Source organism: Acinetobacter sp. YH12052, from assembly GCF_013419835.1.
GTDB classification, from domain to species: domain Bacteria; phylum Pseudomonadota; class Gammaproteobacteria; order Pseudomonadales; family Moraxellaceae; genus Acinetobacter; species Acinetobacter amyesii.
The window spans coordinates 111,695-133,685 of record NZ_VOZI01000008.1 but is presented as its reverse complement, the minus strand read 5'-3'; the positions used below and the strand labels follow the sequence as shown (position 1 = coordinate 133,685).

At 40.2% G+C, this 21,991-nt stretch carries 20 protein-coding genes; 16 read left to right on the top strand and 4 right to left on the bottom strand.

The window, feature by feature from the left end; all coding sequences use genetic code 11:
* Nucleotides 1-28: 28 nt before the first annotated feature.
* Both FTU06_RS07920 and FTU06_RS07915 read right to left on the bottom strand, forming a co-directional pair.
* Nucleotides 29-664 (bottom strand): CDP-alcohol phosphatidyltransferase family protein, encoded by a 636-nt coding sequence (locus tag FTU06_RS07920; protein WP_168378667.1) that lies wholly within the window; start codon nt 662-664, stop codon nt 29-31.
* A 90-nt stretch (nt 665-754) separates the two neighbouring features.
* Entirely contained in the window at nt 755-1,648 is an 894-nt protein-coding gene (locus FTU06_RS07915) for an acyl-CoA thioesterase II (RefSeq protein ID WP_180145930.1), read from the bottom strand.
* A 154-nt stretch (nt 1,649-1,802) separates the two neighbouring features.
* Here FTU06_RS07915 and ybaK point away from each other — a divergent pair, with 154 nt between their 5' ends.
* Nucleotides 1,803-2,270 carry a Cys-tRNA(Pro) deacylase gene (ybaK, locus tag FTU06_RS07910; RefSeq protein ID WP_180011910.1) on the top strand — a complete coding sequence of 156 codons (468 nt, stop codon included), beginning with the start codon at nt 1,803-1,805 and terminating at the stop codon, nt 2,268-2,270.
* A gap of 352 nt (nt 2,271-2,622) precedes the next feature.
* On the opposite strand, the gene FTU06_RS07905 is transcribed toward ybaK, so the two are convergent.
* Both FTU06_RS07905 and FTU06_RS07900 read right to left on the bottom strand, forming a co-directional pair.
* Nucleotides 2,623-3,060, bottom strand: a complete 438-nt coding sequence (locus FTU06_RS07905; protein WP_180145927.1) for a hypothetical protein — start codon at nt 3,058-3,060, stop codon at nt 2,623-2,625.
* A gap of 283 nt (nt 3,061-3,343) precedes the next feature.
* A complete protein-coding gene (locus tag FTU06_RS07900) occupies nt 3,344-3,613 on the bottom strand; it encodes a hypothetical protein (protein ID WP_180003768.1) in 270 nt (89 codons plus the stop codon).
* Nucleotides 3,614-3,887: 274 nt separating this feature from the next.
* Here FTU06_RS07900 and FTU06_RS07895 point away from each other — a divergent pair, with 274 nt between their 5' ends.
* The 15 genes from FTU06_RS07895 to FTU06_RS07825 all read left to right on the top strand — a co-directional run bounded on the left by FTU06_RS07895 (nt 3,888) and on the right by FTU06_RS07825 (nt 21,961).
* Nucleotides 3,888-4,157, top strand: a complete 270-nt coding sequence (locus FTU06_RS07895; protein ID WP_168378663.1) for a hypothetical protein — start codon at nt 3,888-3,890, stop codon at nt 4,155-4,157.
* A gap of 590 nt (nt 4,158-4,747) precedes the next feature.
* Nucleotides 4,748-6,532, top strand: a complete 1,785-nt coding sequence (locus tag FTU06_RS07890) for an IucA/IucC family siderophore biosynthesis protein (protein ID WP_180145923.1) — start codon at nt 4,748-4,750, stop codon at nt 6,530-6,532.
* The gene (locus tag FTU06_RS07885; RefSeq protein ID WP_180145920.1) at nt 6,525-7,982 is read left to right on the top strand and encodes a lysine N(6)-hydroxylase/L-ornithine N(5)-oxygenase family protein; all 1,458 of its coding nucleotides are present in this window, start codon (nt 6,525-6,527) and stop codon (nt 7,980-7,982) included. The genes FTU06_RS07890 and FTU06_RS07885 overlap by 8 nt, the downstream gene beginning before the upstream one ends.
* Nucleotides 7,982-9,817, top strand: a complete 1,836-nt coding sequence (locus FTU06_RS07880; RefSeq protein ID WP_180145918.1) for an IucA/IucC family siderophore biosynthesis protein — start codon at nt 7,982-7,984, stop codon at nt 9,815-9,817. Before FTU06_RS07885 ends, FTU06_RS07880 begins: the two co-directional genes overlap by 1 nt.
* Before the next feature lie 54 nt (nt 9,818-9,871).
* Nucleotides 9,872-10,504: a GNAT family N-acetyltransferase gene (locus tag FTU06_RS07875; RefSeq protein ID WP_180145915.1), complete on the top strand. Its 633-nt coding sequence runs from the start codon at nt 9,872-9,874 to the stop codon at nt 10,502-10,504.
* Nucleotides 10,501-10,893: a hypothetical protein gene (locus tag FTU06_RS07870; protein WP_180078912.1), complete on the top strand. Its 393-nt coding sequence runs from the start codon at nt 10,501-10,503 to the stop codon at nt 10,891-10,893. Before FTU06_RS07875 ends, FTU06_RS07870 begins: the two co-directional genes overlap by 4 nt.
* Nucleotides 10,869-12,140 (top strand): MFS transporter, encoded by a 1,272-nt coding sequence (locus FTU06_RS07865; protein WP_257234339.1) that lies wholly within the window; start codon nt 10,869-10,871, stop codon nt 12,138-12,140. The genes FTU06_RS07870 and FTU06_RS07865 overlap by 25 nt, the downstream gene beginning before the upstream one ends.
* Nucleotides 12,141-12,155: 15 nt before the next feature.
* Nucleotides 12,156-14,423: a TonB-dependent receptor gene (locus tag FTU06_RS07860; RefSeq protein ID WP_180145909.1), complete on the top strand. Its 2,268-nt coding sequence runs from the start codon at nt 12,156-12,158 to the stop codon at nt 14,421-14,423.
* Between the two features lie 111 nt (nt 14,424-14,534).
* Entirely contained in the window at nt 14,535-15,755 is a 1,221-nt protein-coding gene (locus tag FTU06_RS07855; protein WP_168378656.1) for an MFS transporter, read from the top strand.
* Nucleotides 15,756-15,990: 235 nt separating this feature from the next.
* The gene (mtlD, locus tag FTU06_RS07850) at nt 15,991-18,162 is read left to right on the top strand and encodes a bifunctional mannitol-1-phosphate dehydrogenase/phosphatase (RefSeq protein WP_180145906.1); all 2,172 of its coding nucleotides are present in this window, start codon (nt 15,991-15,993) and stop codon (nt 18,160-18,162) included.
* A gap of 190 nt (nt 18,163-18,352) precedes the next feature.
* Entirely contained in the window at nt 18,353-19,027 is a 675-nt protein-coding gene (locus tag FTU06_RS07845) for a 2'-5' RNA ligase family protein (protein ID WP_373684698.1), read from the top strand.
* Complete coding sequence (gene cobU / locus FTU06_RS07840; RefSeq protein WP_180003751.1) at nt 19,024-19,545, top strand: bifunctional adenosylcobinamide kinase/adenosylcobinamide-phosphate guanylyltransferase; 522 nt, start codon at nt 19,024-19,026, stop codon at nt 19,543-19,545. The genes FTU06_RS07845 and cobU overlap by 4 nt, the downstream gene beginning before the upstream one ends.
* A complete protein-coding gene (cobT, locus tag FTU06_RS07835) occupies nt 19,542-20,594 on the top strand; it encodes a nicotinate-nucleotide--dimethylbenzimidazole phosphoribosyltransferase (RefSeq protein WP_180145903.1) in 1,053 nt (350 codons plus the stop codon). Before cobU ends, cobT begins: the two co-directional genes overlap by 4 nt.
* Nucleotides 20,595-21,218 carry a histidine phosphatase family protein gene (locus tag FTU06_RS07830; RefSeq protein WP_180145900.1) on the top strand — a complete coding sequence of 208 codons (624 nt, stop codon included), beginning with the start codon at nt 20,595-20,597 and terminating at the stop codon, nt 21,216-21,218.
* The gene (locus tag FTU06_RS07825; protein ID WP_180066518.1) at nt 21,215-21,961 is read left to right on the top strand and encodes an adenosylcobinamide-GDP ribazoletransferase; all 747 of its coding nucleotides are present in this window, start codon (nt 21,215-21,217) and stop codon (nt 21,959-21,961) included. The genes FTU06_RS07830 and FTU06_RS07825 overlap by 4 nt, the downstream gene beginning before the upstream one ends.
* The last annotated feature ends 30 nt before the right edge of the window (nt 21,962-21,991 follow it).

Sequence of the window (21,991 nt, the reverse complement as noted above, 5' to 3'; positions counted from 1 at the left end):
TGAATCGACTGACGATCTAAACTGAAATTTATTGTGGGTTGATAATGCTATTTTTAATGCGGTTATAAATCGTAATAAATAATAAAAAGATGGTAATAATCAAAATACTATTGCAGATAAGAGACAATGTATTTAAGCCAACATTCAATATAGAAGAGGTCACGATGATGACGCAGATGATGCTAAATACAAAAGCGCGGTCACTTTTTCCCATTGGACCATCGTAACGACGTTCTTGCCCCACTAATGGCGCCATCACACCGGTATATTCGGCAAGTATGGCGAGAAAACAGGTTAAAATAAGTAATTCAGCTTGAATAAAAGCAAAACAAATTAAACTAAAATAGAGTGCTGAGTCGGAAATCACATCACATAATTCATTATAAAAAGCACCGAGTTTGGATTGTTGGTTGAACTCACGTGCCAGCATGCCATCTATGGCATTGAAGCCCATTCGAATAAGCATCCACACGGGGAAAATCAACAGTAAAATGCCAATACCGTTGTGAGAAAAATAGATATAAATAAAAAATGCCACAGCTAGCGAAATGAACATTGCCAGTAGTGTTACTTGATTTGCTGTAATACCAAGATGATGAAGTGATTTAACCAAAGGTCGAAGCAGGTTTTGAAATGCAGGCTTAAGCTGGTAGATCGAAGGCATATTATTGTTATAGCGGTATGATTTGCATGAATTTTATACGATTGATGCTTAACTTAACAAGAATTTGAATGTTAAAGATTGTCACAGGCCTCAAGATTCGCCTGTATAACGCATTAAGTTTTCTTGTGTAGTACTTGCGACTAATTTTCCATCTTGCCACATTTGTCCATGACTAAGCCCACGTGATTGGGAGGTTCGGGTGGTATTCATGTCATAGAAAACCCAATCATCCACCCGAAAGGCATGATGATAATACATCGAATGATCAAGACTAGTTGCGATGAGTTCAGGAGACAGATAATTTAAACCATGTGTTTTGAGCGCCGCAGAATATAAATTATAGTCTGAATAGTATGCTGCAATGGCCTGATGTATATGAAGTTGGTCAAATTGTGCATCCAAGGCATCATGGAGTTTTAAATATTCTGCATATTGATTTTGATTTAAGACAGAAGTTTGACCGGGCGGTGGCAAATCTGTCAGCACGTATTCAATTGGTTTAGATATAAGCTGAAAAGGCTGTAAAAATGTGGATAGATATTCAGGTGAAATGGATGATTGGATTTGCGATTTATAGAATTGCTCTTCTTTGAGCATAATTGGTGGAAACTGTGGGATCAGATCTGGTTCAGGTATTTGATACTCCATACCCGTTTCGTTATTCATATAGGACAACATCACCATATATATTGGTTTGCCATGCTGTATGGCGGTCACTTGTCGTGTAGAAAAACTATGGCTATCACGTAAATTTTCGACTTTAAATAAGACGGGCTGATTTGCATGACCCGCAGAAATAAAGTTGGCATGTAAAGAGTGAAGTGGGAGCGTGCAGGTATAGGATGCACTGATTATACTCTGAGCAAGTAATTGTCCACCAAAAATATGGTCACCAAACAGAGGTTTGCTCTGTGCCAAAAAGTAGCCCTGATCTTTGGGCACTACAGTTAATAATTGGATGAGGTCTTGAGTCAGCGTTGTCATATTTTTTTGAAATTTTTGCTTTGTTTAAATGTATTCAACTCAAACTTATTGCACAAGTCATGTTCATGAAAAATATAAAAGTGTTCGCCGGTCTTTCTAGAATAGGCTTATAATCGAGTTTTCCTAGTTGTCCGAATGGAATGACGAAAAAGCAATGACACCTGCATGTAAACTCTTAAAATCTAATAAAATCGACTTTACAATTCATGAATATGATCATGACCCAGAAGCAAAAAGTTTTGGTTTAGAAGCTGCGGAAAAACTTGGTTTAACCGTCGAAGAAGTGTTTAAAACCTTGATGGTTACGGACGATAAAAATTACTTTGTTGCCGTATTGCCTGTGGAGTTTCAGCTGAATTTGAAAAAAGTGGCCACAGCATTTGGCTGTAAAAAACTAAAAATGGCAGACCCAAAAGATGCAGAGCGTTTAACCGGTTATTTGGTTGGTGGTATTAGTCCAGTTGGACAGAAAAAACGCTTAAAAACTGTGATCGATGTTTCTGCACAGAACTTAGCTAAAATCTATGTGAGTGGTGGTAAGCGTGGTTTGGACATTGGTTTAAAACCCGAAGATTTAGCAAAAGTTTTGGGCGCAATCTTTGCTGATGTGATTGATGATTAAATGTGGTTTTTGACTACTTAAATTTAAGTGAATTTAGAGGGAATACCTTCCACTTCAAAATCTATAAAATAACAAAAGCCGCATTGAGCGGCTTTGTGGTTCGATGACGCATCAAGTGTCACGGATTTATTGGACATGGTGCAGCTTTTTATATTCGATATACAGGGTACTAAATTTAGGATTGTAGGCTAAATATGATTATTAGAAGGTATATTTATGGTGCTTCTTGAATTGATATGAGAAATACCGAGCGCGCAGAAATTGATGCCAAATTTGATGTGAAATGAGGGTTGGCAGCTTTGCATATATATTGATAATGTTGTAAACCAACCATGGGCTGGTTTTTTTTGCATTACATTTGGGATTTGTAATTATCTAAGATAGATTTTCTACCATCAGGAATTGTTTCTATTTCATAGAGCGACTCATATATTTCTTTGTCTTCTGAAAATTTTTTTGAGTCCACAAGCTGCTTTAATTTAGATTTATATTCTGTTTTACCTGCATGGAATAAGCTCGCATAGTAAGCCCATTCTGTTTTACCTGCATGGAATAAGCTCGCATAGTAAGCCCATTCTGTTTGATCGTAATAGGGATCATTTTTGGGCATATTATCTAACTGTTTTTTATATAAATTAGCATTGTATAAATAACAGTCTTCAATATCCTTTTTTGGTTTGTTTAAAACTTCAATGAGTAAACATTGAAAATTTTTCATATTGGTTGTTTCTTTTTTTTCTAAAATTGTATTTGTAATAGCAAAGGCTTCTTCATAATTGCCAAGACGCATATTGATGTTTAGTAAAAGGTTATTTCGTTCATTCTCTGAGTTAATTTTAGAAATTTTAGGTAGAATTTTTTTGAGCTTTTGATTGGTTATTTGAGGGTCTAACTCACTTTGAGATTGAATTAGTATCTGATTATATTCATTGATGATTTCTTTACTTTCTGGAGAAAGCTCAGCATCAACTTTAGTTGCTGAACTTTGTGCAAGGGGGGGGCTGTTTCACTTGAATTACCACAAGCTGAAAGTGGAAGGATTGATAGTAATAATGGAAATATTATTTGTTTCATTAGTTTACACGCTTAGCTGCTGAATTTAGTTTAAAAGTATATTTCTTATATGGAGGAATAGGGGTTACGTATCCCACACTATCTGCTGGTTTCACTGTGTATCCTAATGTTAATTCAACCTCAACGAGTTGTAAGTTTGGCTCTGGTAAAGTGATATCGCAACTTCCAAGCGGTGCTTTCTTTTCATCTGTATCCCAAATTCCTTTTCCAACTGTTAATTTAGTTAGTAACACACTAAGCAGACAAGTTCCTTCTGCTAATACAGTCATGACTCCTGCCATTGGAAGTAGTTGTAAGCTCACTTGGAAACAGGTGGGCTTTTTTGTTATTTCCGTTTTAGCTTTGAATAACGAAAATCCATGAAGTTGCAGAAGCAAAATTTAGTAAAACTTCATGTTTAGAGGCTCATTCATTAATAGTGCTTAATTATATTTAAATGTAAAAATACCTATAAAAAATAGGTATTTAAAATCCGACTAGAACAGTTGTATTTTAATTTAAAAGCTGTAATTTGAAAGAGCGATCTAATAAAGAGACAACAAAATGCCTTATTCAAATACTAAAGCGATTATTGAGCAAATCTATAATTTTGTATTAGAAAAACATGGTTTAGCGTCTAAAAGTCGATTTATGCAGTTATCGATTTTCTTTAAAGAATTACATGAAGGGGATGAGTCAAAATTTACCGCAGATAGGTCTTTTTATTACAAAGGAATATTTAACAACAGAGAAAAAAGTGTATTTGCGAATGCTGCGCCAGACTTTTTTGATAAGCACAAGTTTTTGGATTGGGTTGTTAAATCAATTGATTGATTTCAACCCAATCGTTTGAGTACATATTCATCATTCATGCTGTATAGCCAGTCTGAATAGAAGATATGGATCAGAAATCAGTGGGTGTTTGTTATGAAATACATGCTTATAGTCAATAAAGATGCATGATCAGTATGATGCCAGTAAAGTCTTCAATGATTAAAATTTAACTACACTTTTTGTACTTTGCTTTAAATAAAAGCTCGGTTGGAAGCAGAATATAAAAACCCATGTAAAAGACATGGGTTTTTAGTTTAAGTTGCACAATGTGATAATTTGGCTAAAAAATAAGCAATTCGATTCATTTGTTCTATGCTAAATGAGAAAATTATCATTTAGTTCCATTTCAGAAAATTGTATAAATAAAAACAGAAAAGTTCATATCAAAAAAATTAATTTTTAAATACATAGAGATAAGACCAAATTTGCAATCCTGTAGCAAATCTTCACAAAAATGCAATTATTAACAATAATGATTATCATTAACATAGTTTCACGCTGGCCAGCGTACTAAGCATGACTTGCACAGTTAAAGAAACATAATTACATGACAAAGCTTGGAAAAGCTTAAAAATAGAGGATATGGTCAGATGAAAGAGCTTGCTAATCGCTTGGCGATGCAGCATCTTGTCAATGCATACTCACAAGAAACCGGTAAAGGTATTTTGCTGGAAAAGTATCAACAGAATTCATCACAATTGACGTTTAGCCAAGGCTTGACGTTGTTATGCATCCCTTTAGATTGCATTCAATCACAGTTATTTGTACCACTATCTTATGTCAGCCTTGTTGGTAGACATCGTCTTGCAGATCTCCCACACGTCTTTAACAAGGGACAGAAACAGTCATTTAGTATCACCGCGATCGCGAGTTTATTGCTTGAACAGCTCGTACAAGAGTCAGGTCATACATTGGATGCTTCATCATTATTAGAGCGTTGGATCGAAAGTCGTGAAGCGCTTACACAATTTTTGACACTACGTGAACATGATTTAGAGGCCTTGGTCCAAGCGGAACAAAGTTTCATTGAATCGGAACAGGCCTTAATTTTAGGGCACAGCATGCATCCTGCACCGAAAAGTCGGGTTGGTTTTGTGCATGAAGATTGGGAAAGGTATTCGCCAGAAGCCAAAGGTCTCAGCCAACTGCATTATTGGTTGGTTGCTCCAGAATATATTCAAGAAGGTTCAGCTTTAGATCAAACTGTATCAACGCAATTGAAAAGCGAATTGCAATGGCATTTATCAGAAACTGATCAAGCACTACTGAATGCCTATTCGCATTATAAGTTATTACCTTTGCATCCTTGGCAAGCACGCTATTTACAGTCAAAAGCATGGTTTAAAAACTTAAAAACCAAATTAAAAATTATCGACTTCGGCGAAAAGGGTTGGACATTTTCACCAACAACATCTGTACGTACCATGGCAAGTTTTGCGGCGCCGTGGATGTTGAAACCATCACTTTCCGTAATGATCACCAATTCAATCCGAGTCAATCTTGCCAAAGAATGCCACCGTGGTGAAATGACCCATCGACTTTGGCATTCAAGTCTTGGTGAACGTATTTTAAAACAATGCCCAACGCTCAAAGCGGTGAATGATCCTGCATGGATGGCATTGAGCATAGATGATGAAATAGTCGATGAAACTATTTGCATCTTCCGTGATCAGCCTTTTAGTGAAAAGCAGCAGGTGAGTTGTATTGCATCATTGTGTCAAGATCATCCTGCACAGCCGATAAGCCGTTTTAATGCACTATTCGAACAAATCGCAAAACAACAACCTGAACTTGATCAAAGCGCCATTGCGATCAATTGGTTTAAACAATTCTTAGCTATCAGTCTAAAACCACTGATGTATTTGTATCACCGATACGGAATGGCTTTTGAATCACATCAGCAAAATGTCTTACTTGAGCTTGAAAATGCAATGCCTAAATATCTATGGCTGCGTGACAATCAAGGCTTTTACTATATTGAAGAACTTGCAGGTGATGTCTTAAGCGCGTTTCCAGAGTTGCAAGAAAAAGCGCATGCCGTGGGTTCCAAAGCCTTTGTCGATGAGCGCTTTAGCTATTATTTCTTTGGTAATACTTTATTCGGCATTATCAACGCAATTGGTGCAACTGGATATGTCACAGAGCAAGTGTTGATATCGATATTGCAAAATGAACTGTTGGACTTACATCAGGCTTATCCAGAGAGTTCATTGATTCATTCATTACTGTATCAGCCGACCTTGCCGTATAAGGGCAATCTGTTGACACGCTTGTATGAGCTGGATGAATTGATTGCCCCAGTCGATCAGCAATCGGTTTATGTACCGTTGCCAAATCCTTTATGTGTGGAACAGAAGGATGTGCAATATGCTTGATTTTATTGGGATAGGCTTAGGGCCATTTAACCTTAGTTTGGCGAGTTTGCTACATAAGCAAAATCATTTGCAGTATCAATTTTTTGAAAAGAAACCACAGTTCGACTGGCATGCGGGTATGCAATTGCCCAATACAGTACTGCAAGTGCCGTTTATGGCCGATCTGGTTTCCATGGTCGATCCAACCAGTCCTTTTAGTTTTTTAAATTACTTAAAGGCGCAGCAGCGTTTATACAAATTCTATTTTTTAGAACAAGCTCAGATTCCTAGACGTGAATATAACCATTATTGTCAATGGGTTGCAGACCAACTAGAGCATATTCAATATCAATCAACCGTAAAAGCCATTTATGCCCAAGAGCAAGGCTTTGAAGTCATGGTTGAACAAGATGGACGTTTTAGACGTTATCAATGTCGAAATTTGGTCATTGGTTCGGGCAATATTCCGCATTTACCACAGTGTCTAAAAGACATACAACAGCAATATCCGGAGCGCTGCTTACATTCTGCAAATTATTGCAATGCAGCGTTAAATCACTTGAAAGGGAATGTGGTTGTACTGGGATCAGGCCAGTCTTCGGCCGAAGTCTTTATGGATCTGTTTGATCGTCAATATTTGCAGGATCAAACCACAACAGCGCAGTTTAAATTGCATTGGCTGACACGCTCAAATGGGTTTTTCCCAATGGAATATGCACCACTTGGATTGGAGCATTTTAGTCCGGATTATACTACGCATTTTTATCAACTAAGTCTTGAAAATAAAGTCGAACAACTGAAACAACAAGGTTTGTTATATAAGGGCATCAGTGCAAAAACCATCCGTGATATTTACCAAAAACTGTATCACCGGAGTATTGGTCAAAATATTCAACAGACGCATTTACATGCTCAGGTGGGTTTGGTCGATGCCGAGCCTCATGGTGCGGGCATTCGTTTGCAGTTTCAGCATAAAGTCACGGCAGAACAATTCTATCTGGATGCGGACTTTGTCGTGGCTTCAACGGGATATCACAGTCCAGAGTGGCAATATCTCAAATATCTAAAACCGCTGATTCAGTGTGATGAGTTCGGTCGCTGGAAAATTAGTCAGGACTACCGAGTACAGCATGACGCTGTCGGTGAGATCTTTGTTCAAAATCAGGAAATGCACAGTCACGGTGTCGGGACTCCTGATTTAGGGTTGGGTGCTCACCGTGCAGCAGTCATTGCCAATCAATTACTGGGTTTTAACTTATACGATTTGGGTGATCAAGCGCAAAGTTTCCAACATTTTTCACCCTGTGAAAATGCTGAAATGCACAGTATGGGCATTGTGAAGAAATCAGCACCAACCAATATCCAAAGACCTTTATCCGTAAAAAAAACCATTGCCAACTATGCAATGAACCGCAATACGACCATGCCGAATAAGCAAGAACAGAATACGGTTAAACTCGAGAAATTATAATGACATTTGCAAAATTACAGATAGATCAAACGCAGTGGCGCCGTGCAGGGCAAAGACTGATTGAAATGGCGATTGCTGAATTTTTATATGAAGAAATTATTCAGATTCAGCCAGTGGAAAATAACACATGGCAACTCAATCTGGATGACAAAACGTATCAATTTGAAGCGACACAGTTTCTGCTTGGGCATTGGCGTATTGTTGAAGGGAGCGTTCGCGAATTAAGTGAATCGACAGCACAGCCCGCATGGAATCTGCATGAATTTATTCGTGCTTTTTCAACTCAAGCTGAGGTGAAGCCATTTACCAAGGCTTATTTGATTAAAGAAATGAACAATACATGGTTGGCTGAAGCACATGTTTTTGATGAACAGAGATTGCTAAGTCAGGCTGTGCTGTCAGCACCGCACTATCAAATTGAAGGCATGTTGCGTGGACACCCATGGCTCATTATGAGTAAAGGCCGTATGGGTTTTGGCTATGATGATTATTTAAGCTCAGCACCAGAGATTTCTCCAACAGTCAAAGTCTTGTGGTTAGCTGTTCATCGTGATTTAGCTGAGTTTCGTTCGACCGAGGCTTGGGATGCGCAAAGTTTATATCGCCATGAATTGAACTCAGCGCAATTACACGATTTTCAACAGCAATTAGCGGACAAAGCCTTAGATGCTGCTGAATATTACTTTATTCCTGTACATGCATGGCAATGGCATCAGTGGTTAATCCCGACCTATGCCAATGAAATCGTCGATAAGCGCATTGTCGAATTGGAGATTGGACAAGATGACTATGTTCCAATGCAATCAATTCGTACATTATGCAATACCAGTCATCCTGAACGGCATTATGTGAAGTTACCTGTCAGTATCTTTAATACGGCGGTATATCGAGGTTTGCCTTCAAAACGAAATTTAGCTGCACCTACGGTGACCGCTTGGCTGAAGGACATTCAACATCATGATGTAGACCTGCAAAAAACACAGGTGGCATTTTTGGGGGAAGTTGCGAGTCTCACTTTACAACAGCCATGTTTTGATCAGATAGATGGTGCGCCTTACCAATTTAAAGAATTGTTTGGTTGTTTATGGCGTGAAAGTGTAGAACCATGTATCGGTGAACATCAGTTAGCGCTTTCCCAAGCAGCGTTGTTGCATCGAGACCTAAACGGTCAGTCTATTTTATCTGTGTTGATTCAGGCTTCAGGTTTGACGCCTTTGCAGTGGCTGAAGCGTTTTGCCGAAGTCTGCGTAACACCGCTACTGATTTGCTTATACAAATATGGTTTAGCTTTTTCTCCGCACGGTGAAAACACCATGTTGATCCATGAAAATGGTCTACCAAAAAAAATGGTGCTGAAGGACTTTATTGATGATGTCAATTTAGTTGATGAAGATTTTCCTGAACTCGAAAATTTACCGCCTGAAGGGCAAATTTTACTGCGTCATCCTGCTGAAGAACTTAGTCACTTTATATTTACAGGTTTATTCATGGTGCATTACCGCTATATCTGTAATGTCTTCCTTGAAGATTATCCAGAGCATACAGAACTTGAGTTTTGGCAAACCATCTCCACCGTGATCGACGAATTTCATCAGGCGCATCCAGAATTGGCAGATCGTATTGAAAAATTCAGTATGTTCCGTCCATGTTTCGAGAAAATTTGTCTGAACCGTGTTCGACTGTTTACCACCAGTTATAACGACGAAGCAGAACGACCAGTACCTGTATTTTTAGATCCAATTGCAAATCCTGTGAGTCCAAGCACTTTAAACCAATGGGCGAAACAACAGCATACCGCTGAGCAGAAAATGACACCCAACCGTATTGCGTCATAAGCAGATATTTGAGCTAAGAACAGAAAAGATTAAACAAATTTAAAGGACGACATCATGACAACTTTATCACGACAACTACCTGATTTTTATGAATACCATGAGAATGAGACGCAATACTACTTACGACAAATGCAATATCCAGAAGATATGGCGTTGGTTCATAAATGGATGCATGAACTGCATGTGATTCCACAATGGCAGCTCAATAAGTCAGAAACTGAACTAAAAGTGTATTACGAAAAAATGCTGGCAGATGATCATCACCGAATTTTGATCGTAGGAGTCAATGGTGAAGACGTGGGCTACACAGAGATTTACGAAGGAAAACGGGATCGATTAGGTTTGTACTACGACGGTGATGAGCTTGATCTAGGTTGGCATTTGTTATTTGGTGAAAAGTCCGTTTTTGGTAAAGGCTATTTACGTCCCGTCATGCGTTTATTGAGTTTTTATATCTTTGAAAATGCCGCATCAGCCAAGATTGTGGGAGAGCCTGATCATAGTGTGAAGCCTTATGCCGTCGTGGTTGAAGACATGTGCTATGAAGCGCAGCGCCTAATCCCAATGCCTGAAAAGACCGCCATGTTGTATTACTGCTTTAGAGAAACATTTTATTCAAAATTTGGTCATTACTTAAACGACTCCAAGGCATTTCAGCATCAGCAACTAGCTAAGGCGGTGTCATGAGTTATAGCTGCACCCACATGCACATACTGGACATGCGCTTTTCAGCGCATGTTTCAGTGGAAGAGTTTGAACAATGGTTGACTCAAGTTGAGCGCTTTTTTCTGAAAAGTCAGCCCTTTGTTTTGGTTATGCAAACGGCTGAGGGAACGACTTTTCCTGAAGAATATCGGCAAATACAGGCCGTTTGGTACAAGAAGTTTAAACATCTCTTTTTTCAATATTGTTTGGGGCTGGTGCGTATTGCGCAAGATCCAGATGACTTCAAACGTTTAAATACACCCGCGCTGCATGCAGCGTGGCGTGTGCCTTATTACGTTTCATTAGAACAGTCTGATGCGCTGCAATGGGCAGTGCAGAGGTGGATATGCAACAACACTCAAGAAAATTAAATCATGCTATTTCACCATCTCAAATTTCAGTCCTAAGTTTGAGCGTCGTGATCATTTTGTACTTAGCACATGCATTGCCTTTGTATTTTTACAATGTGGCTTTGCCTGCCATTTTACGACATCAAGGGGTAGATTTACGCTGGATCGGCATGTTATCGCTGCTTTATATTCCGTGGGCATTCAAGTTTTTTTGGGCGCCTTGGATCGATCAGCTCTATGTCAAAAAACTCGGTAAACGTAAAACATGGCTGTTGTTTACGCAAATCGCATTGGTACTGGGGGTACTGGTTTTAGCCTTTACGCAGTTTTCTTATGGGCTGACTTTATTTGTCATTGTTGGTTTATGGATTTCAACGTTTGCGGCAACGCAAGATATTGCGATTGATGGTTATACCGTAGAGAAATTTACCGAAGGCAATTACCGTCTGGGCAGTATGGCACAGAGTATTGGGGTGGCTGTCGGGAGCATGCTCGGTGGCGCTGCGACTTTATGGATTTACCAATATTGGGGTTGGCAGTCAGCACTCACAACTTTAGCGCTGCTGACATTTTTAACCATGTTTGCTGTGTTTTTTATTCAAGAAGAACCACAAACTCAAATTGCCAAAGCCAAACCAAGCCTACGACAAGCGTTTAAACGACCTGAAATTCGTTGGGCCTTGCTGCTCATCGTTTGTTATCGCGTGGTGGAAGCACCTGCTATGGCGATGCTGAATCCCATGTTGATCGATCAAAAATGGTCACTGTCTCAGATCGGGGTGTTGATGTCTGTGGTCGGTGCCGGTGTCGGTCTGATTGCAGCTGTTAGTGCAGCTGTATTGCTGAAAAAAATCAAAGTGACGCAATTGTTGGTCTGGGCAGGATGGTTACGTACATTGCTATATGCCGTCATTGGGGCAGCCGTTGTATTGGAGTGGTTGAATCAATGGCATCTGCTTTTAGGTCTATTTGTCGTGTTGATGCTAGCCATTCGTTATATCGCCATGACATCACTCTATGCCTATTTCATGCAGACCAGTTCTAAAGAACAGGCAGGTACCGATTTCACCATATTAGTTTGCTTTGAATTGCTCGTTTACTTTATTGGCGGCGCATTTTCAGGCTTTCTCGCAAAATCATTAGGCTATGGACATTTTTACTTGGTATTGGCAATCGGCTCAGTAATCAGTGTCTTACTTAGTCAACGCATTGTTTTAAAAACACAAAATTTAAAAACTCAAACACTTTCGACTCAATCGGAACTCTAAGAAATGGAAAAGAATATGAAACGTTTAGCTCTACCGATGCAACTGACTTGTCTCAGCCTTGCAATTTGCACTCAGCTTTATGCGCAAGACGTCACAACGGACACAGCACAAAATACAGCAGTTGAAACACAAACTACAGAAGCCACTAAAATGGCCCCGATTGTCGTGACGGCAACCCGTTCTGCGAAAAGCATTGCCGATATTGCGGGTACGGTGTACAGCATTCCTAAAGAAGAAATTGAAAAACAAGCCAATGCAGGTAAAAGCATAGCCGATATTGTCGGTTTATTGGTGCCATCACTGACTCCATCGAGTGGTACAACGTCTAACTATGGGATGACCATGCGTGGACGTGTGGTGCAATACATGATCGATGGTGTGCCGCAAACGGGATATCGTGATGGATCTCGACAACTGGCGAGTATTAGCCCGTCGATGATTGAACGAATTGAAGTGGTCTCAGGTGCAAGTAGTATTTATGGTTCAGGTGCGACAGGCGGTATTATCAATATCATCACCAAACGTGGTGGATCTGAGCCGCTGAGTTTTGAAACGAAAGTCGGTGTCACTTCTGGTAATAATTTTAAGTCTGATGCGCTAGCTTATGAAGCTGCACAAACCATGAACTTTAATCAAGGCAATTTACGCGGAACTTTAGGTGCAAGCTATACCAAACGTGGTGAAATACAAGATAGCCATGGCAACCGTATTGGGCCTGAGATTGCGCAAACAGACCGTCAAGATACCGACACCTTAGATCTAAATGGTCGTGTCAGTTGGAAAATTGCCGATGGTCAAACGCTGAGTTTTGGTGCGCAATATTATAATGATGAGCAAGATAGTGACTATGGTCCAGACTATGGTCCAAATTTAAATGCGCTGCGCTCACAGCCCGTGGGTGGCAAGCTGCCGTTGTCACTAAATGCAGTAAAAGGCTTACAACTTGCTGAACAACCACAAACTGAACGTTATAGCGTCAACGCACAATATGAAAATCAGGATATTTTAGGGCATCGTCTAAACGCTGAAACCTATTATCGAAATGAAAAAGCACGGTGGTTCCCATCTGCACGTCAAATGGCCCCTGAACTCTTCTTGGTGTATCAGTCAGAAACCGATATTGATGTGTTAGGCGCACGTGTTGCTCTACAAAAAGATCTTAACTTAAATGGTCGTGAACTGGGGCTAACCTATGGTGTGGACTATGAAAATGAAAAAGATCAACAAAATATCCAAATGTATGACAGTGCTACATTTATTCAAAGTAATGGTCTGAGTTATCAGCCGTTTAACTATTATGCCTTTGGCCCTGATGTTGAAACAGAAAAACTTGGGGTATTTGCCCAAGCGCAATATGAATTAACCGACCGACTAGGCTTACAAGCCGGCATTCGCCATGAACGTGTAGAAAGCGATGTCGATTCATCTGTGCCTTATATGGAAGCCATAACTGCAGATTTAACCCCAGGTTATGTGGCGAAAACACTGAATGGCGGCAAAGTAAAACATGATGCAACGCTGTTTAATGTTGGCGCGGTGTATCACTTAACAGATGCACAGCAAGTGTTTGCGAATTTCTCACAAGGTTCAAACTTGCCCGATGTGCAACGTATGCTGCGCGATGTGCCAGCAAATTCTGTGATTAATAGCCAAACCATTGACCCGATTAAAGTCAATAACTATGAACTCGGTTGGCGTGTACAAAATGCCGGTGGTTTAAATGCAGGAGTGACAGCTTTTTATAATGACTCAGATAAAAGCCTGAAATTTGGTGCGCCGAATTACACCATTGATGTTATTGATACCGATGAACGTATCTATGGTGTCGAAGCCAATGCCAGTTATGAAGTTCAACCAAATTGGACGGTTGGGGGCACAGTTGCATATACCACGGGCCAATTTATAAATACCCAAGGTGACTGGCAAGAATTGGATGCCATTCGTGTAGCACCTTTAAAAGGTACAGCATTTTCAGAGTGGCAATTTGATAATGACATGAGCCTACGTGTTCAAGCTTTAGCGATTGGCGGTACAGACAAAGCCCAAAAAGACGCTGTGAAATATGGATCTGCTCCAGCAGCGTCAATTAAAGGCTTTGCAACGATGGACGTGATTGCCAATGCAAAAGTAGGACCGGGTAATGTGGGCTTTGGTGTCTACAACGTGTGGAATACGGATTATAAGTCGGTATACAGTCAGTCGGTTGAAACTGTCTATGGCCCAATTTCTAGCCTAGCGGCTCAAGGTCGCACCTACGGTTTAAGTTATACGGTGAAATACTGATTTAAAGCCTGAATCAGGTTTAAAGCACGGTATCGTGACTTACAAAATAGAGGTGGCTTAAGTCACCTCTATTGTTTATAACGTAGCCATTAAAAATGGATAACAAAAATAATGGATCGAAATAATAAACTGTTTATTGCTGCCAGTCTTGCCAATGGTGCAAGTTTCTCGATGATATTGCCGCTGTTGGCGCCATTGGTTCGTGAGTTAAAATTTTCTGAACTACAAGGCGGTGCGATGGTTTCCGTCGGTGCGCTGCTGATGGCTGTTGGTGCCATTTACATTTCAAAAAATCAATCCAAGTTTTCGATTTATCAGTTGTTGAGTATCGGTTTTGTGGGCATGGCAGTGACATGGGGGCTATTTACAGCCCTGTTGATGTATGGCCTTACTGTTCATATAGGGATGTTGCTGCTGTTTAGTTTATTGATGTTGTCACGCGCAGCGACTGGGGTATTTATGGCGATGCCACAGATTGCCTTGCAAACTTATGTGATGACCCGTTTTAGCAATGAGCAGCAGCGTTCACAAGCAATGTCAAAATTCGGTGCATTAAATAGTGCAGGCGTGATCATTGGTCCATTTCTAACCACCTTGCTGCTGGGCTTTGGTGGAATCATGACGCCGCTTTGGGCAGCAATCATTATTTTAGCGTTGATTTCTGTGGTCTTGGTGTTCAGCTTTGACCGACATACCGAACAGCATAGCGTTGAAAAGCTAGTGACAGAAAAGCATGAGGCAGCATCTACGGATTTGAGCATTCAGCAATGCTATCCATGGTTAATGTTGGGATTTAGTCTCTATCTTGCCATCGTGACCGTAAATTTAACGGCCGGGTTTTATATTCAAGACCGCTTTAATATGACTGCTGCAGAAGGCGCAGTGCATTTTGCAGAATGTTCTCTTGTCGTCGGTATTGCTTTGGTGATTATGCAAACGCTGATTTCTAAGTATTTAAATTGGTCCGTATATCGCTTACTGTGGGTTGGGCTGTTTAGCATGGCAGTAGCCTTGCTGATTTCGGTTTTCACCAATGAATTACGGATATTTCAAGCCACGTACCTGTTATATGGTATATCGGTAGCATGTTTAATCCCTGCATTTACAACGGGTGCAGCGCAAACGGCGCCCAGTGCGTTACAGACTAAGGTGGCAAGTTGGTGTACAGCCACTCAGGCTTTGAGTTTTGTTGTCGGGCCACTGATTAGTACGGGTTTATACCAGTGGCACAAAGAATTTCCGTATTATTTTTTATTTTTAGTGATGCTTGGTTTAATCGTATTCTTTTTATTTCAAACCAAAACTCAAACCGTGAAGCGAGTAACTGAGTGAAATATGCAGAGACTTGTATACTTACTTCAATAGGTCGGTGTGAAGATAGGCCTATCCTGACAACAGTGGGTTTTGATTACATGATGTTACTTGATCAGCGATTGATTTTACAAAATAGATTTTAAAAGCAAGCTTTTTGATTAAAAAATAACCACAATTGTTTCATTAATTCTCAAAGTACTGAATCAATAGTTTTCTCCGTTATTCTTTTCACATAAAAAATAACGGAGGTTAAATGCTTAAATTTAATAATGATTTGGTTCTGGGCGCCATTTTTGATATGGATGGAACAATGTTTGATACTGAACGTTTACGGTTTCAAACATTGAAACAGGCATCTCTTGAATTGATCGGTGTTGAGTTTTCCGAATCATATCTGATGAATTGTTTGGGGTTAAGTGCACAAAGCGCGCATCGATTGGCCCAAGCTGAATATGATGAAAACATTCCATACGCAGATATTCGCAAACGCGCAGATGAATTAGAGTTGGAGTATGTTCGTCAGTTTGGTGTACCGATCAAAAAAGGCTTGGTTCAAGTATTAGAACGCTTACGTAAGTCAGGACTGAGGATGGCCGTGGCAACATCGAGTCGCCGTGCAATCGCAGAAGAATATCTCATCAATGCAAATGTGTATAAGTTCTTTGATGTCTTAGTCTGTGGCGATGAAGTTGAAAATGGTAAGCCACATCCTGAAATATTTATGCGTGCTGCCGCAAAGCTGAATTTAAATCCTGCTGATTGTTTGATGTTTGAAGACTCGGAAAATGGTGTGACTTCGGCCTTTGAGGCTGGCGGTATTACCGTACTGTTTAAAGATATTAAATCGCCCAATCAAAACATGCTGTCCAAAGCCAAATATTATTATGAATGTATGTATGACTGTTTGACGGAACTTGACCCGTTCACTGCGCATTTAGAGATGCCGCATGTGCAAGAGGCTTTTCCACAAACCCTTAATCAGCTCACTGTTGGTATTCATGGTTTTGGGGCGATTGGTGGTGGTTATTTAGCACAAATTTTGTCGCATTGGGATGGTTATACACGCCCGAAAAAAATTTATGCATCGACTCGTAACCCTTTATATCGTTCTGCGGTCAATGCATTTGGTACCTATTGTATTCGCTATGGTCAATTGTCTTATGACGAACGCATTGAAAACATGGCAGTCATTGATGCTGAAAATATTCAGCAGATGCAAGAGATGTACACAGAGTCAAGTTTGGTTGCCATCTGTTTGCCTGAAAAAGCGATTGCAGAAGAGGCCAAAACCATTGCACAAGGCCTGTATGCACGACATATTGCACATGATGAGAAAGCCATCGAACCTCTAACGATGCTGATCATTTTGAACAAAGTCGGAGCAAAACAATTATTAATGTCACATTTAAAACAGGCTTTAACTGAGCTTGCTGGAGCGGTTGTTGCAGAGAAAATCATGCAACAACACTATTTTTGCGATACCGTGGTCAACCGCATGGTATCTAAGTTAAGTGACCAAAACTTATATCGTCAGCTCCGTATAAAATATAATATCTTCAAACAATTTCAATTAGATGAAGTTGAAGTGAATGCTCAATTAGACTTAGAAGATGCGACGAAATTAAATCCTGATCAGGAACGTCAAGCCACTTTATATGTTGAGGATATGCGCCGAAATTTCCACCCAAGTCATATATTGCAAAGCATGGATTTAATTTTATTTAACGCAGAATCTGACATGCCGATCTATGTAGAAAATAACAGTCCTTTGTTAGAAAAAATGCGTCAAATGATTTTGGTCGATCATATTGAAGATATTCAATTAATTAAAAATCGCTTATGGAATGGCGTACATGCCATGTTGGCTTGGCAATCAGCACTGTTCAATCATCAAACCATAGGTGTGGCACTTGCAGATAATCGGGTTGATCAATTTATGCATGAACTTATTGACGAGGTGCAGGCTGGTTTAGCACGACGCTTACCAAATCGTGCTTTTGATCTAACACGACTGGCAGAAAGCTTTATAAACTCTTGTGAACATGCGTATAAAGATCCATGTGCGCGTGTGGCACGAGATCCTTTACGTAAACTTGCAATTAATGAACGAGTGTTGGGCTCGTTGGCGACCAATGTGAAATATGGACTGGAGACAACGCACCTACAGCAAGGTATTGTCTATGGTTTGATGTATGCCGTGAGTGTTAATCAATGTTCGATGGATCAGGCTATCAACTTTATCCGGTTGCAATTTTCAGAACTGAAAAAGACCAACGAGCTTGAACAACTGCAACGTATTGAACAGATTGAGGCCAATGTAATGATACAGTTGCAGCATTTTTCTGATCAGTCCACAGAGCAGTTTACATCTTGGAAAAACCATGCTGTAACGCAAGATCAGAAAGATACTGCGAAATTTGCCTAAAATATAATGCTTATCTGTGCGCAATATATATTGAATCAAAATGCTGAGTATGACTCGGCATTTTTTTCTTACAAAGACGCTTTAGATGAATGAATTTCAGCTTTAAATGAATATTACTAAATTAAAATTGGGCAAAGTCTGTTTTGATTCATGCTTTAATAAAGCGGATTAAATTTAAAGTGATTTATCTGTGTTTTTAAAACCCTCAATGCAAGTCGTACCGACGCTCAATCAGGATTATCCCGATTGGCATCAAGGTCGTCAGCACTATGCTTTGTGGTATATAGAAATACAGGATCCTGAATTATTGGCGTATCTCACAGCACTTCGAGCGCAGTTTTCAGATCTTTTATACACGCCAAATACGCGCCAATTTCATATTACCGTGTTTATTTGTGGTTTTTTTGAAGAGTTAAATAAAACCCAATTAATCGATCATTCTGAACAACGATGGAATGATAATTTCTCAGCAGATGAATTGGCACTGCACCAACAACAACTTCGACAGTTATCGCTAACCAATATTCGGTTACGTACAGGTCAGATCAATAGCTTTCAAAGCGCGCTGTTTATTGAAATTGTGGATTTAGAACGTAAGTTAGACCATCTACGTCAAGCTTTGAATTTTAGTTCGAATGAAATTGCACCAATAGACTATTGTCCGCATATCACATTGGGCTTGTATAAACAGGCGTGGAATAGCGATGATATTTTTGAAAGAATCCAACAAATTGAGCAGCACAGCTTTGATTTTGAAAGCGAGCAACTGACTTTTGGTCATTATCAGGCTCAAGTATTACAAGGCGCTTTGAGTCCTTATTATCAACATCAGTTCAGACAAAATATAGAGATGGCACAGTCATGATTCATTTCATTTTGGGTGGGGCGCGTTCAGGTAAGAGCCGACTTGCAGAACAAAAAGCCAAAGAAAGTGCTCAAGCCGTCATCTATGTGGCGACAGCACAAGCCTATGATGAGGAAATGCAGGAGCGAATTCAGCATCATCAAGCGGACCGACCTGAACATTGGGGGCTGATTGAAGAGCCTTTGTATTTAGCCGATCGCTTAGTTGAAATAGACCAAGCTCATCAAACCATTCTTATCGATTGTTTAACGCTGTGGATGAGTAATTTATTGCTGCATGAACAAGCAGATTTTCAACAGCAACAATGCCAAAAATTACTTACGGTGCTGCCAATATTAAAGTCAGACATTATTTTAGTCAGTAACGAAACTGGACTGGGCGTTGTTCCCATGGGACAAATCAGTCGAAAATTCGTCGATGAATCTGGGCGCTTACATCAACAAATTGGTCAAATAGCTGACCATGTGGTGTTTTGTGTTGCAGGTTTTCCAATGATCTTAAAAGGAGATAAAGCATGAACTGGTGGCAAGAACCCTGTCAAAATCCGAGTATCGAAGCTAAGCAACAGGCGTCAAATCACCAGTTACAGCTAACCAAACCTACGGGCTCGCTTTCAGAACTTGAAAATGTTGCGGTGCAACTTGCATCATTACAAAACACGGATCAACCTAATATGGATTTTCCATGGATCACCATCTTTGCAGGTGATCATGGCGTGATGGAAGAAAATATTTCGGCCTACCCACAAGCTGTCACACGCCAAATGCTACAAAACTTCACGACAGGTGGAGCATGTATTAGTGTCATTGCACGTGAGTATCAAGCCAAACTACAAGTGATTGACTGTGGCTCTGTAGGTGAAGCCTATGAATATGCAGGGGTTGAGCGCTACTGTATTGCAGCAGGGACGGCAAATTTTGCTAAAACTGTTGCGATGAGCGAATCACAATGTATTGAAGCGATGAATCTCGGCCGTAAAAGTGTTGAAAATGCTATCGCTGCAGGTGCGTCTATTTATGTCGCAGGGGAAATGGGCATTGGCAATACCTGCTCGGCCTCTGCTGTCGCATGTTTTTTATTTAATGAGCCGGCCGAAAAACTGACAGGTGTTGGTACAGGTATTCGTGCTGAACAATTGGCACATAAGAAACAAGTGATTGATCAAGCTTTAGCTTTACATCAGGACTATGTCGGCCAAGATGTCTTTAAAGCTCTATGTGCTGTAGGTGGTTTGGAAATTGCCGCAATGGTTGGAGCATACATTCGCTGTGCGCAATTGGGTCTGGCAATGATCGTGGATGGATTTATTAGTACGGTTTCTGCCTTGGTCGCTGTTCGTTTAAATCCTGCTGTACGTGAGTGGATGCTCTTTGGTCATCAATCGGCTGAATATGGGCACCAACGTTTACTTCAAGCTCTTGAAGCTGAACCACTTTTGAAGTTGAATTTACGTTTAGGTGAAGGCAGCGGTGCTGGTGCGGCCTTGGGTTTAATTCGTTTGGCATGTCGTTTACATAACAACATGGCGACTTTCGCACAAGCTGCTGTGATTGGTGAAAAAGTCTAAATGGAACATTTCCGTTTAGATATATTGCGTCATGGTGAGACTGAACTGAGCCATACCTTACGTGGCTCTACAGATGATGCTTTGACGCAAAAAGGTTGGCAGCAGATGCAGCAGACCATAGATGAAGCATTAGACGGTACGTATACATACGGTTTAGCGAGCTGGGATGTCATCATCACTTCTGACTTACAGCGTTGCCGTTTATTTGCTTTGGAACTGTCTCAACAACTTGAACGTCCAATGCTTGAAAATGCGAAGTTTCAAGAAATGCATTTTGGCGACTGGGAAGCAGTATCGACTCAGCATATCTATGAAAACACCCCAGAGTTACTCGGACAGTTTTGGCAAAGTCCTAGCACATTTACGCCACCGAATGCAGAAAGTCTTCAACAATTTCAACAAAGGATCTTAAGCGGTCTAGATGAGCTAGTCTTGCAGGCTCAACAGCATCATTGGCAACGCGTTTTATTGGTTTCCCATGGTGGCGTGATTAAATTATTAAAATGTATGGCACAGCAAAGTCATTTAGATGATTTATTAAAAATGACGGCTGAATTTGGACAATTAAATTCATTCATTGTGCAAAATCGTGCAAATATTCGTCTTTTGGAGCAAAGAGAATGACACCTTTTTGGATTGCTCTACAGTTTCTCACGACTTTCCCGATTCAACTTAAAGCGATGCCATCGAAACAGCAAAATGGACAGTCTTTGTTGTTTTATCCTATGGTGGGATTGTTGATCGGTGGCATTCTTGCCTTGCTTGCTTTTATATTTCACAGCCTGCCAATCATCTTACTCGGCAGTATTTTGCTGGTAGTTTGGATTTGGCTCACAGGTGGATTACATCTAGATGGTTTAGCTGATACGGCAGATGCATGGGTCGGTGGCTTTGGTGATGCCGAGCGTACACTTAAAATCATGAAAGACCCTGCATGTGGGCCGATCGGTGTTTTGAGCCTCGTCGTGATTTGCTTACTCAAATGGTCGGCACTTTATGTTTTGCTACAACAGCAAATGTATTTGGCATTAATTGTATTTCCAGTATTAGGTCGTTTAGCCCCTTTATTTTTGTTTTTAACAACTCAGTATGTTCGTGAAAAAGGCTTGGGCTCATCGATAGCAGCAACTATTCCACGAAAGTCGGCATACCTGGTCTTTATACTCTGCCTAAGTGCATGTTTGTATTTTAGCTGGCTTGGAGTGGTGAGTATATTCGCGTTTATTTGTACTTTACTGTATTTGCGATGGAAATTTATTCAGCGTATTGGTGGCGTGACGGGCGATACAATTGGTGCTGCGATTGAAATTACTGAGGTATCTAGTCTTTTAGCGTTTGTCATTGCACTACATTATTTAGCTGCATAGTTTTACAGATGAAACAGTTTAAATCATCAT